This window comes from Flavobacterium ardleyense (genome assembly GCF_033547075.1).
GTDB classification, from domain to species: Bacteria; Bacteroidota; Bacteroidia; order Flavobacteriales; family Flavobacteriaceae; genus Flavobacterium; species Flavobacterium ardleyense_A.
Genome location: NZ_CP137891.1, coordinates 1,726,828 through 1,740,785, shown reverse-complemented (window position 1 = coordinate 1,740,785; position 13,958 = coordinate 1,726,828). Strand labels below are relative to the sequence as shown.

Sequence of the window (13,958 nt, the reverse complement as noted above, 5' to 3'; positions counted from 1 at the left end):
AAAGTATTGTTAGAAGTAATTTTGGCAATTATTACTGGGGTCGACTGGTTTTGACAGCGAGTCGAATTGATTAGTAAGCACGTCGAGAAGGGAGCGATTCTCGTAAATAAAACGTTTCAACAATTTTACACGGCGAAGATAACTACGCTTTAGCTGCATAATCCGAATTATAGTACGATTACGCCAAGTCTCTATCAGATAGAGAAGCTGGATTCTCCTTGAAAGCCTTGGTTTGTGGCGTTCTGTAAAGGGGAACCGTAAAAATAAACCTAGATTTCCGTAATCTTTGGGCGGATTTCAAAATTAAAGAAGATAAGAACTTCGTGGCTGTTTCTGGCCTAGCGATGTTACGAAAAACCAATCAGGAAATAAACGTGTAGAAAGCTCTTTAATTGCTTGTTTGGACGGGAGTTCGATTCTCCCCGACTCCACAAAAACCCTTGCAGATCGTAGATTTGCAAGGGTTTTTTCTTTTACTTCCACTTGAAGATCGAGGCTATAGATCTCATAATAGCTTGAGTTTCTCGATTCCATATTATGTTTTTTATTTTGAAGGTGCCTTTTTAGGTGCCTTTTTTAAATGACAATTTAGTTGACAATTTTGCTATATTTCCCAACAACTTTTCTGGTTTTTATTTTTTGGAGCTGATCGCGCTATGCACTGCAATTCCTCGTGGCAAGGCTTTTTTTCCAATTTCATAAAAGGATCCCGATAGCTATCGGGACCGTTGGTCGCTCCGTTATGGCAGGAAAAAATAGCCTTGCTGCCTGCGGGATTTTCGCTCCTATCACGGCTAGGGGGTGAAGGGTAAATAGAGATTGGGGATTGGGGAATTTTGTATAATTATAAAAGCAGGTTCTGAAAAATTGTATAAAAACTCATTTTACGGCTATTTCATTTAAGTATAATTTTCTAAAAACTACTATCAAAATTTATTGTTAAAATCTTTAATTAGTAGTAGGTTTGGTAATACTAAAATTATGAAAACATAAATGGCAAAGCAGAAAAAAGAAGCAGTTGAAAAACCAATAGAAGTAGCCTTATGGGATGCAGCGAACAAACTACGTGGTAGTGTAGAACCTTCTGAATACAAACACGTAGTGCTGAGTTTGGTGTTTTTGAAATTTGCTAGTGATAAGTTTGAAGTAAAACGCCAAAAACTAATAGACGAAGGCAAAGAAAAGTACATCGACATGGCTGATTTTTATGCGATGGACAATGTTTTTTATTTAGAAGAAACTTCGCGTTGGAGTTTTTTGATGAAGAAGTCGAAGCAGAATGATATTGCTTTAGTGATTGATACCGCTTTGCATACTATTGAAAAGAATAACAAAGCCTTACGTGGTGCTTTGCCTGATAACTACTTTTCTCGTTTGGGACTAGACGGAACCAAATTGGCTTCGTTGCTGGATACTATTAACGATATTGATACCAATAAAGACCCTAAACAAGATATTGTTGGGAAAGTATATGAATACTTTTTAAGCAAGTTTGCCCTAGCTGAAGGAAAAGGGAAAGGAGAATTTTATACGCCAAAAAGTATTGTAAACCTGATTGCCGAAATGATTGAACCCTATAGAGGTGTTATTTATGATCCTGCTTGTGGTTCTGGTGGAATGTTTGTGCAGAGTATTAAGTTTATTGAAGCCCACCACGGAAACAAACAAGAAATTTCTATCTACGGACAAGAGTATACCAACACGACTTATAAACTAGCCAAAATGAACTTGGCGATTAGAGGTATTGCAGGAAACTTGGGCGAAAAAGCTGCCGATACTTTTGGCGACGACCAACACAAAGACCTGAAAGCCGATTACATTATGGCCAACCCACCTTTTAACCAAAAAGACTGGAGAGCCGAAAATGAATTGACTGACGACCCAAGATGGAGAGGGTATGAGACCCCACCCAAAAGCAATGCCAACTACGGTTGGATTTTAAACATGGTAAGCAAACTCTCGGAAAATGGTGTGGCTGGTTTTATCTTGGCTAATGGTGCTTTATCTGGTGGTGGTGAAGAATATAAAATTAGAAAACAACTGATTGAAAACGATTTGGTAGAAGCCATTGTGATTTTACCTCAAAATATGTTTTATACTACTGGTATTAGTGTAACGCTTTGGATTTTGAATAAAAACAAAACAGCTCGAACGGTACAAATGCCTGATTATACTAGAAACTACCGAAACCGTAAACAAGAAGTATTGTTTATGGATTTGAGAGAAACAGGCATACCGTTTGAAAAGAAATATACACAGTTTTCGGAAGAAGATATCGCAACCATTACTTCTACTTATCATTTATGGCAGTCTTCGACAAGCTCAGACTCCACAGCTATTTATCAAAATGTACCCGAATTTTGCTTTTCGGCAAGTTTAATGGACATTGTTAAAAAAGATTATTCTTTAGTGCCAAGTAAATATATTGAGTTCGTAAACCGTGATGAAAATATTGACTATGCTACCAAGATGAAAACCTTGCAGGAAGAAATGACCGCTTTGCTAAAAGCCGAAACTCAATCTAAAAATGATTTATTAACTGTTTTTAGTGAATTGGGGTATGAAATCGAGTTATAAACCTTTAAGTGATTATATAAGAGAAGTCAAAGTAAAAAATGTGGATTTAAAAACCACAAATTTACTAGGGATAAATATTGACAAATACTTTATGCCATCTGTTGCTAATGTTATTGGCACAGATATGTCTAATTATAAAATCGTTAAAAAAAATCAATTTGCATGTAACAGAATGCACGTTGGTAGAGATAAACGATTACCTATTTCAATGTCAAAATCTGATGAAGATTTTATTGTTTCACCTGCTTATGATGTCTTTGAAATAATTGATACTACTTTGCTTTTACCAGAGTATTTAATGATGTGGTTCACAAGAAAGAAGTTTGACAGAAATACATGGTTTTATACGGATGCTGATGTTCGAGGTGGTTTGGCTTGGAAAGCATTTTGCGAAATGGAATTACCTATTCCATCCATTGAAAAACAACGAGAAATAGTAAATGAATACAACGTGATACATAACCGTATTGCCTTGAATAATCAATTGATTGCTAAACTTGAAGAAACCGCTCAAGCGATTTATAAACAATGGTTTGTAGATTTTGAGTTTCCTGATGAAAATGGCAAGCCGTATAAGAGTAATGGTGGGGAGATGGTTTTTTGTGAGGAGTTGGATAAGGAGATTCCTGTGGGGTGGGAATATGGAAGATTAAGCGAACTAATTGAAGTTAAGTATGGTAAAGATTACAAGCATTTAGAAGTTGGGGATATTCCTCTTTATGGTTCTGGAGGCATAATGAGTTATGTAAATAAAGTTTTATATGATAAACCAACGATTTTAATACCAAGGAAAGGCTCATTAAATAATATAATATATTTAAATAAACCATTTTGGTCTGTTGACACCATGTTCTATTCAATTCTAAAAAATAATTTTAACAGATATTATGTCTACCATTTTTTAATCGCAATTGATTTTTATTCATTGAATGTCGGCTCGGCTGTTCCAAGCATGACTACTGAATATTTAAATAGTATGTCCCTTTTAAAGCCTGCAATAAGTGTTCTTGGGAATTTTGATAAAATCATCAATGATTTACTTAATCATAAAGAAATTCAAAATAAAGAAATTCAGAAACTTGAGGATTTGAAGGAGTTATTATTGGCAAGAATGACGAAGGTAGAAGCTAAAGCCCAAGCCGTATGAGGCAAAAATTTACAGAAGCACAATTAGAAGAACAAGTTTAAAATCTATACTATGAATACATCTGATTTTAGAAATACATTAATTGAAATTGCAGAAACTGGGGGAAGTAATCTAGTCACGAAGTTAATTGCTTATTATTATCCAAGTTTAGATTTTTCTACGAGAGAAAAACTATTTGAGAGTCTATTAAATAGACTCCAATTTTTAGGTGAAGATTATTCTTTTGATTTTGAAAAATTGAAAACAGACTTAAAAGCTGATACACAAATAATAAACTTAGAAGAATATAAAGGTAAGGACTTTAGAATAAAAGAAATTGAAATTTCTAATTTAAGAGGAATCCCTCAAGTTGATGAAGATAATCCACTACCATATGGAATTAGTTTATTAGATGATGATGGAGAAATCAATAATGCGATAATCTTAGCAAATAATGGTGTAGGTAAATCATCTGTATTTGCAGGACTAGAGATGATTTATGCTCAAGAAATAGGAGAGAAAAAATTAAGAACTTTTAATCCAGACAGTTTAAAAGAAGAAAATTACAATAAGTATCTTAGTAATATAAAAAATAATGCTAAACCTATATGTAAGGTAAAAACTGTAGATGGAGATTATAGTTTAGAAAATGTAATTTTAGAAAACGAAAATGTCTTAAACTTACTAAATCCACAATCTCATTTTATTTCAGAATATGATGTTATAAGGAATGGACAAATTACCTACTTTGGTAATGAAGAAAATACTATTCATAATATTGTTGCTGAATCTTTAGGCTTAAGTGAATACTTAAATTGCTTAGAAATTGCAGAACAAATTCCAAACTATAGAAGAAGTAAAGAAACAGCTGCGAGAAATAAAATTACCGCTAATATAAATAGTAATAAAAAGATTATAACGAGTAACAAAGTTCTTATTGATAGTAAGAAAGAGCAATTGATAGAGTTAAAAGATGTAAATAAACCTCAAAACACACTAAATAAAAGCGCTCAAAACAAGATATTAAATCAGCTTATACTGAAAAGCCCCGCATCACAGGTATACAATATAAACGTAAATGAAAGTATAAAACAATATAACGCCATTTTTAAAGAATACTCAAGTATTGAAACAAATAAAAAAGCAGCCATAGAACGTCAGTTTTTAGAAGCAGGTAATGAATTATTGCACGATTTTGAAGATTGTCCTTATTGCAGAAGTTCTAATTTGACACTAGAAGAACTGAAATTAAATGTTGAAAACAGGTTAAAAGAACTCAATAAGTTAAGTAGGGTCAATAAAGAAGTTGCTGAAAGCTATAAGAAAATTTTAGATGAATTATCAGATGTTTTTCAAAACTTTAAAAAGACATATAATTTTATTGAAACTGATAGATCAGAAATAAATTCAATTTTAAGTTTAAAACAAGTATTGCAGAAAGAAGGTCAATTGTATGATGTTTTAGCTCCGATAGTTTCTAATGAAGAATTGATTATATCCATAAAAGAACTATCAGAAAAAACATTACCTACCAATAATGATTTCAACAATTTAGCTAGCTTATTAAAAAATAATTTATCATTATTTCAAGATTTATTAGATAATATGAATAAGGAAATATCTGATTTATTTAAAACAAGAGAAGAGGTATTGCAAAAGGAAATAGAAGCCTTGTCTAGCAATGATAGTTCAATTTCAATAGAGCAAACAATTGCTAATCTAGAAAAAGAAATAGAGGAACTAGAAGCACAAATAACAACTGCAACAGGGAGTAATAAAGCATTAGAGAAAGATGAAATTGAAGCTATTAAAATAGTTGATTTTGTTACTCAAATTAAAGATGAAATTGAAATTTTTAATACGAAACTAAGAGTTGAAGTAAATACAATTGTAGAAACTAATTTTAAAGCGTTCAAAGAGCCAATAGAAAATATTCTAAATGATTATTTCAAAGACGACCCTAATTTCAAATTAAAAATCGATTTAAAAGAAATACCTTATAAAATTGATGAAGAAACATTCTTTTCTAAAATTATAGTTGCTGAAATTATAGATAAGTCTAATCCAGATAAGGTAACTACACCTGACCAATACTTCAATACATTTCGTTACAAGTTATTTAGTTTAATGGTGGGTTTAAGTATCGCCCTTGCTTCCAGGAAAAAATATAAAGTAAATATACCTTTAGTAATTGACGACTTGTTTTCTGGTAGTGATTTTGTGAGTAAAAATACATTCTCAAAATTCATTCAAGATTTAGTCGTTTTATATTACACACATACCCCAGATATGCCTTTACAAATAATTTTATTTACTCACGATAATTTTATTTACAAAAATGCCATAGAAGGTATAGAATACTTACCTAACGAGCATAAAGAAATTAATTTAGAAAAAACTATAAAAACTAGAATGTTTCCGCCTAATGATAAAGTGGAAGATATAACTAAAACAGGTTTTAAATATTGGAACCTTATAAATAATTAACCTATATGAAAAAGGAAACTCACTGGGTTATTAAGAATTTCTTATGGATTTTTTTGATTACTCTAATTGGATTATTTAGTCTTCAATGGTATTTACTAAATAAAAATATAAATTCTCTAAATGAAGAAAATAAAAAACAAATAACAAGACTTGAAAATTCTAAAACAAACCTTATTCAATTGGTAGAAGTTGAAAAAGATAGTTTAAATTATATTTTTAAAGCAAAAGATATTGAGAAAATCAATACTAATTTAAATGCTCTAGCTTCTGAAATTTATCAAGAAAGAAATAAAGCTGAAGCAATTATTGACAAAGATATTGATAGATTAAACTTGTATATGGCTTTGGGAATTGGTTTTATAGCTCTGTTAGGGGTTTTTGTACCTATTTTAGTAAATGTTCTTTCCAATGATGATTTAAATAAAAAACAAGAAGTGCTAGATGCCAAATTAATTGAAGTCCAAACTAGCATATCTTCTATAGAAACAAAAGTAAAAGATTTAAATAAAGAAGAATTACAATTAGCTATTTCTAATGCAAACCAAGCCTTAAGCAAGACTGAAGAAATAACTAATTTAAAGAATAAAACAGATGATATATTACCTAAGTTGTCAGTGATTTCATTGCAAATTGCTATTCATAGATTGTTTAATGTTAGTTCCTTGTCTTTATCAAAAACTAGAGCTCAATCTAAAGAGCTGTTTAAAGAATTATTTGAAAATATTAAATCTCATTTAGAGTATTGCCAAAGTGATGAGAATTTAATTATAGCCAACAGTAAAATTATGAAGCAGACACTTATCGACTTCGCAGATTTGATAGATAATGAAAGTTTTAAGTTCACTAGCTATATAACTACTAGCCGTAGTATAAACGAAAAAACACTTGTAAAAAGTTTAAAAGACTTATCAGAAAGTGACGAAAGCAATCAAAGTGGGAAATTCACCTTAGTTATTAAATCTTTTGAAAAATTTATTGAACAAATAACTAATTTGAACTCTTAAACTATCAAAAACACACAACAAAATGGCAAAATATAGTGTACACCAGCAACCAGTAGAAACTTTATTAAGTTGGATAAAATCTGGTGATATTGCAATTCCTGAAATACAAAGACCTTTTGTTTGGAAATCGGCACGGGTTAGGGATTTAATAGATTCGCTGTATCAAGGTTTTCCAGTTGGGTATATTATTACTTGGCGTAATCCTGACGTTAAATTAAAAAATGGAGAATTATCAGCAGGTAAAAAAGTGTTGATAGATGGACAACAACGCATTACCGCTTTGACAGCTGCCATTGTTGGCCAACGTGTATTGAATAAAAACTATAAAGAGATAACGATTCGTATTTCTTTTAATCCTTTAAATGAAAAGTTTGAAGTATTAAATAAAGCCATTCAAAATAGTCCCGAATGGATTAACAATATTAATCCGATTATTAATGACGAGATTTCTATTACAAAAGCCATAAGAGAATATATGGCAGCAAATCCTGATGCTGATGAAGATTTGATAGAGGAACGCATAGAAAACCTCAAAAGAATTAAGAACAAACAAGTTGGTATTATTGAATTAGACCATTCATTAGATATTGATACGGTTACAGAAATATTTATTCGGATTAATCAAAAAGGTGTGGTGCTGAGTAATGCCGATTTTGTAATGTCAAAAATTGCCTCTGATGAAAAGCATGACGGTAATAAAATGCGTAAAATGATTGATTATTTCTGCCGCTTGGTAGTGGATAAAGATTTCAATAAACACATTATTGATAACGATAAAGATTTTCAAAATCATGAGTATTATAACACCATTAAATGGATGTCAAAAGGTGACGATGCTTTATATGTGCCAACCTATATTGATTTTTTAAGAGTAGCGTTTACGTATAAATTTAGTCGTGGTAAATTTAGCGATTTGGTGGCCTTGTTATCGGGTAGGAATTTTGAAGCCAGAACGTATGAGAATGAAATTGCTGAAGCAAGTTATCAAAAGCTATCGGATAGTTTGAAAGACTTTGCCAATCAAACCAATTACCAACGATTTCTAATGTTGGTTAAATCGACAGGATTGATTAGTGATAAACTCATCTCGTCAAAAAACAGCGTTAACTTTTCTTATGCGTTGTATTTAAAACTACGAAATGACAATAAAATGCCTGATGCCGAAGTGCAACACTATGTAAAACGCTGGTTGGTGATGTCGTTATTAATTGGACGTTATTCCGGTTCCGCCGATTCCATGATTGATGAAGACATCAAACAAATTAATGAAAAAGGAGTTCGCGAATACATCAATCACATGGAACAAACCCATTTATCAGCTGGTTTTTGGGAATTTGGTTTGGTGAGTGCTTTAGAGACTTCAAGTGTAAATAACAATGCTTATAATATTTATTTAGCAGCACAATGCAATGATGGCACTAAAGCATTTTTGTCTAAAAGTATGCGTGTAAGTTCCTTGATTGAGCAACGTGGTGACATTCATCATATTTTTCCAAAGAGGTATTTAGTTAACAATGGCTATGACCAAAAGTTATACAATCAAGTAGCAAACTATACTTATACCGAGCAATCTACCAATATAAAAATTGGAATGCTTTCACCTAGTGACTACTTCAATAAAGTAAAAATTCAAATTAAAGATGGTGTTTTTGATATTACTACCATCGATAGTGAAAGTGCGTTGTTAGAGAATTTAAAAGCGAATGAAATACCTCTTTCGATATTAGAAAACACTCATGATAATTATGAGACTTTCTTATTAGAACGAAGAAAGTTAATGGCAAAAAAGATTAAAAATTATTACTATTCATTATAATTATAGTAAAATGAATATACAAGAATTACAATCTTTCTTAAACGAAAATGATATTCCTGTAATTAGAGGAAAACCTAAAACATTTTTAGGTATTGCAAAGCAACCTCATTACGAAAATGTGGTGTCAAATATTTATGCGTTCTATTTTAATGGTAATGAAGCACATAGATTGAAAGATCTTTTTATAAAAAGTCTTTTGGAAATTATCAACACGTCCTTAATAGCAAAAAATACAGATGATTTTGAAACGTTCCTAGACTTTACAATAAGAACTGAATATGGGACTAAAAATCAGAAACGTATTGATTTGCTTCTTCAAAATAATGAACAAGCAATTATTATAGAAAACAAAGTCCTTCACGAACTTAATAACGACCTAGACGAATATTATAATGAAATAAAGGTTACCACTAAGATTGGTATTGTATTGTCTCTTCACCCTATATCGGACATAAAACACGAACGTTTTATCAATATTACACATTTGCAATTAGTGTCAACGGTAATGCAAAACTTGGGTAGTTATATGTTAAATGCCAACGATAAATACCTAGCCTTTTTAAAAGATTTTTGCCAAAACATAATTAATCTAAGTCATCCCATAATGGAAAAAGAAAACATTATATTCTATTATAAAAATCAAGAAAAAATCAATCAATTAAATACCTTTAAAAAGAAATTAAAGGAACATATTATAAGCCAAGTTGTTGATGCAGGTAACCGTATTAACGGTGTTAATAAATATGCGCCAAGAGCAAATAGTTTTAACGACGAGCGATTAGTATATTATGTTTCCCCTAGTAATAAAAATTTAATGATTACTGTTGTTTATGAAAAGCTTTTGACATTAGAAAAAAAGATGTACATAGCCGTTGAAATGCATGGTGATTTATTAAAAGATAGAGCTATTTATAATAGTATTGAATTTACAGATGAAGAGCAAGCTCATGTTTTTGCAGAACATTTTAAAGCAACCGATTTAACTTGGTCTCATTTTGCTATAATGCATTATCAACCCACAGATCTTGAGATTTCAAATTTATCGCAATTTATTATTGATAAATTAGACGATGATCATTTGCTGTCTATTTTTAAAAAATTGAATGTTTTTATTTTAAAGGATAATTTATAAATGAAATTCACCGAAGCCAAATAATATTATAAATTATGAACAACTACAATCCAAATAGTCACCATCGCAGATCTATCCGATTAAAAGGATATGATTATTCGCAGGCAGGATTGTATTTTATAACGATATGTTGTCAGGATCGGGCGAGTTTGTTTGGGGAAATTGCAAACCATAAAATGCATTTGAATGAGGCCGGAACCATGATTGTGAAATGGTATTATGAATTAGAACAAAAATTTGGTGACATCAAATGCCACGAAATGGTGGTGATGCCCAATCATTTTCATTGTATTATAGAAAACGTTGGTTCCGTAGGGGCGGTAGGGGCAGACCTGTGTGTCTGTCCGGATGTTTGCGAAACAAATGGTCCAAAAACATTCGTTTGCGATGCGGATAAATCCGAAATGGATAAATTCGAAACGGATAAATCCGTTTCGAATATTTTGGGCGAACACGTAGGTTCGCCCCTACATCGGGTGGTGGGATGGTTTAAAACAATGACAACAAATGAATATATTCGGGGTGTTAAAACATTGGATTGGAAACGATTTGACGAAAAATTATGGCAACGTAATTATTATGAACACATTATCCGTAATGAAAAATCGTTTGAAATGATTTCGAATTATATAATTGATAACCCTGCAAAATGGAATCAAGATAAATTAAAATAAAATGAAATTCACCGAAGCCAAACTAGAAACCGCGTTTACAGAGCTATTAGCTAATGAAGGCTATCCTCATGCTTTTGGTGCTGCGTTAATACGTACACCAGAAGAAGTGTTGTTGGTGGAAGATTTAAAAGCGTCTTTGTTTGCACGATATGACCACGAAGGCATCACAGCAAACGAAGTGCAGTCTATTATAATGCAACTGCAAACGTTGTCAGCTACAGATTTGTATGAAAGCAATAAAACATTTTTAAAATGGGTTTCGGATGGTTTTGCTTTAAAAAGAGAAGATAGAACTAGGAAAGATATTTGGGTGTATTTGTTGGATTATGGTGCCAAAGACAACAATACCTATCGGTTTGTTACCCAAATGGAAATCATTGGCACTGAGAAAAGAATTCCTGATGGTATTATTTACATAAACGGCTTGCCTTTGGTAGTTTTTGAATTTAAAAGCGCTATTAGAGAAGATGCTACTTTGCATGATGCTTTTGTACAAATTACTACGCGTTATACTAGAGATATTCCAGAATTGCTAAAGTATAACGCTATTACAGTGATTAGCGATGGTATCAATAATAAAGCAGGTTCGCTGTTTGCACCGTATGAGTTTTTCTATGCTTGGCGACGAGTAGCAGGATTAGCCAAAGATGTTGATGGCATTAATAGTATGTACACTTTGGTACAAGGGATGTTTCATAAAGAGCGATTGAAAGACATCTTGTGTAACTTTATTTATATTCCTGATAGTTCGAAAAAGAACGAAAAGATAGTTTGTCGTTATCCACAATATTATGCGGCAAGAGCTTTGTTTGACAACATTAAAATCGCTCAAAAACCATTAGGCGACGGAAAAGGTGGTACTTACTTTGGAGCTACTGGCTGCGGCAAGAGTTTCACGATGCTTTACTTAACAAGATTGTTAATGAAAAGCGAGTATTTTGAAAGTCCAACCATCATATTAATCACCGACCGCACCGATTTAGACGACCAATTATCTAAACAATTTACCAATGCTAAAAAGTATATTGGTGATAATAATATTATGACCGTTGAAAGCCGTAGTCAATTACGGGAACTTTTACAAGGCAGACAAAGTGGTGGTGTGTTTTTAACGACCATTCATAAGTTTACTGAAGATACTTTACTTCTTTCTGATCGAACGAATATTATTTGTATTTCGGATGAAGCTCATAGAAGTCAGACCAATTTAGACCAAAAGGTAAAAGTCACCGCAGAAGGTGTTAGTAAATCGTATGGATTTGCTAAGTATTTGCATGATTCATTACCCAATGCAACTTACGTTGGGTTTACAGGAACTCCGATAGATGCTACTTTAGATGTTTTTGGAAAAGTGGTAGATGCGTATACAATGACGGAATCGGTTAAAGATGAAATTACGGTTCGTATTGCCTATGAAGGAAGAGCTGCTAAAGTAGTTTTGCAAAATACTGAGTTACAAAAAATAGAGCAATACTATGATATGGTTGCCGAAGAAGGAGCCAACGATTATCAGATAGAAAAAAGCAAGGAAGAAACGACAAGTATGAACGTTATTTTGGGCGACCCGCAACGTCTAAAAGCCATAGCGGAAGATTTTGTAATGCATTACGAAACACGCATTGATGAAGGAGCTACCGTGAAAGGAAAAGCCCTTTTTGTTTGCAGCAGTAGAGAGATTGCCTATGCCCTATTTCAAAACATTATTGCTTTACGTCCTGAATGGAATGAAAAAAGAAGAGCCGAAAAAGGAGCTATTCTCAATGAAAAAGAAAAGAAAGAGCTTAAGAAAATAGAGCGCATCAAAATGATTATGACGCGTGGCAAAGATGATCCAAAGGAAATGTATGATTTGTTGGGAACGAAAGACGATCGTAAGAAATTAGACGAACAATTTAAACAAGAAAAATCGAACTTTAAGATTGCTATTGTTGTCGATATGTGGTTGACTGGTTTTGATGTGCCTTTCTTAGACAGCATTTATATTGACAAGCCTTTGCAGCAACATAATTTGATTCAGACTATTTCTCGTGTCAACCGAAACTATGCCAACAAAAACAAAGGTTTGGTCGTAGATTATATTGGGATTAAGAAACAAATGAATTTGGCTCTGGCAAAATACGGCACAGGTGATAAAGATAATTTTGAAGATGTGGCTGAGTCGGTTCGTATTGTCCGCAATCATTTAGACTTACTTGCTAAGTTGTTGCACAAATACGATAGTAGAAACTACTTTCATGGCTCTACTTTAGAGCAACTACAAAATCTTAATGAAGCGGCAGAATTTGTTCAACAAACCAAAGAGTTTGAAACTCGTTTTATGGGATTGGTAAAACGTTTGAAAGCCGCCTATGATATCTGTGTAGGAAGCGAAGAACTCAATCAAACAGAACGTGATTATACGCACTTTTATTTAGCAGTTCGGTCAATAGTTTTCAAACTGACCAAAGGCAATGCACCCGACACCGCACAAATGAATGCCAAAGTACGCGAAATGATTAAAAATGCCTTGCAGAGTGATGGTGTTGAAGAAATATTTAAGTTAGGTCACGACACCGAAAGTGAGCAAGATTTGTTTGACGAAGATTACTTGGCTAAGATTAATAAAATTAAATTACCGAATACCAAGATAAAGTTACTGCAACAGTTGTTGGCAAAAGCGATTCAGGAAATTAAAAAAGTAAACAAAGTAAAAGGTGTTGACTTTAGTAAAAAGATGCAATCGTTAGTGGAACGTTATAATGAAAGAAGTGAAAACGATATTTTACGTAGTGAAGTCTATGAAGAAATGGCTGACCAATTAACGGAAATGATTTGGGAGGTTCATAAAGAATTTTCGGCTGGAGATTCGTTAGGTATTGACTTTGAAGAGAAAGCGTTTTACGATATTTTGAAAATGCTTTGTGTAAAATATGATTTTAATTATCCAGAAGATAAATTGATTGAATTAGCGAAAGCAGTCAAAGATCTTGTTGAATCTAAAGCTAAATTCCCAGATTGGAATAAAAGAGAAGATATTAAAGCTGCCTTGAAAGTCGGTTTGATTTTAATGTTGGATGAGTTCGGATATCCTCCGGTTGATAAAGATGAGGTTTATGTGGAGATCTTTGAGCAGGCAGAAAACTTTAAGAAAAACAATAATTAA

General features: G+C 32.4%; 8 protein-coding genes and 1 other RNA gene. All 9 read left to right on the top strand.

Translation table 11 applies throughout. The features are described from left to right. The first annotated feature begins 36 nt into the window (after positions 1–36). Positions 37–434: a transfer-messenger RNA gene (gene ssrA, locus SBO79_RS07510) on the top strand. A 559-nt stretch (positions 435–993) separates the two neighbouring features. Beyond that, on the top strand, positions 994–2,577 hold the full coding sequence (locus tag SBO79_RS07505) for a type I restriction-modification system subunit M (protein WP_318639803.1): 1,584 nt from the start codon (positions 994–996) through the stop codon (positions 2,575–2,577). Next, complete coding sequence (locus tag SBO79_RS07500) at positions 2,561–3,724, top strand: restriction endonuclease subunit S (RefSeq protein WP_318639802.1); 1,164 nt, start codon at positions 2,561–2,563, stop codon at positions 3,722–3,724. The genes SBO79_RS07505 and SBO79_RS07500 overlap by 17 nt, the downstream gene beginning before the upstream one ends. A 51-nt stretch (positions 3,725–3,775) precedes the next feature. Next, positions 3,776–6,190 carry a hypothetical protein gene (locus SBO79_RS07495; RefSeq protein ID WP_318639801.1) on the top strand — a complete coding sequence of 805 codons (2,415 nt, stop codon included), beginning with the start codon at positions 3,776–3,778 and terminating at the stop codon, positions 6,188–6,190. A gap of 5 nt (positions 6,191–6,195) precedes the next feature. Continuing rightward, positions 6,196–7,194, top strand: coding sequence for a hypothetical protein (locus tag SBO79_RS07490; RefSeq protein WP_318639800.1), 999 nt, complete (start codon positions 6,196–6,198; stop codon positions 7,192–7,194). A 22-nt stretch (positions 7,195–7,216) separates the two neighbouring features. Beyond that, positions 7,217–9,010, top strand: a complete 1,794-nt coding sequence (locus SBO79_RS07485) for a GmrSD restriction endonuclease domain-containing protein (RefSeq protein ID WP_318639799.1) — start codon at positions 7,217–7,219, stop codon at positions 9,008–9,010. A 10-nt stretch (positions 9,011–9,020) separates the two neighbouring features. Then, on the top strand, positions 9,021–10,142 hold the full coding sequence (locus SBO79_RS07480) for a PD-(D/E)XK nuclease family protein (protein ID WP_318639798.1): 1,122 nt from the start codon (positions 9,021–9,023) through the stop codon (positions 10,140–10,142). 35 nt (positions 10,143–10,177) lie between these two features. Beyond that, complete coding sequence (locus SBO79_RS07475; RefSeq protein ID WP_318639797.1) at positions 10,178–10,816, top strand: transposase; 639 nt, start codon at positions 10,178–10,180, stop codon at positions 10,814–10,816. Position 10,817: 1 nt separating this feature from the next. Beyond that, entirely contained in the window at positions 10,818–13,958 is a 3,141-nt protein-coding gene (locus SBO79_RS07470) for a type I restriction endonuclease subunit R (RefSeq protein ID WP_318639796.1), read from the top strand.

Coding starts and splice junctions, on each gene's coding strand:
- SBO79_RS07505 (WP_318639803.1), top strand. CDS start 994: ATGGCAAAGCAGAAAAAAGAAGCAGTTGAAAAACCAATAGAAGTAGCC.
- SBO79_RS07500 (WP_318639802.1), top strand. CDS start 2,561: ATGAAATCGAGTTATAAACCTTTAAGTGATTATATAAGAGAAGTCAAA.
- SBO79_RS07495 (WP_318639801.1), top strand. CDS start 3,776: ATGAATACATCTGATTTTAGAAATACATTAATTGAAATTGCAGAAACT.
- SBO79_RS07490 (WP_318639800.1), top strand. CDS start 6,196: ATGAAAAAGGAAACTCACTGGGTTATTAAGAATTTCTTATGGATTTTT.
- SBO79_RS07485 (WP_318639799.1), top strand. CDS start 7,217: ATGGCAAAATATAGTGTACACCAGCAACCAGTAGAAACTTTATTAAGT.
- SBO79_RS07480 (WP_318639798.1), top strand. CDS start 9,021: ATGAATATACAAGAATTACAATCTTTCTTAAACGAAAATGATATTCCT.
- SBO79_RS07475 (WP_318639797.1), top strand. CDS start 10,178: ATGAACAACTACAATCCAAATAGTCACCATCGCAGATCTATCCGATTA.
- SBO79_RS07470 (WP_318639796.1), top strand. CDS start 10,818: ATGAAATTCACCGAAGCCAAACTAGAAACCGCGTTTACAGAGCTATTA.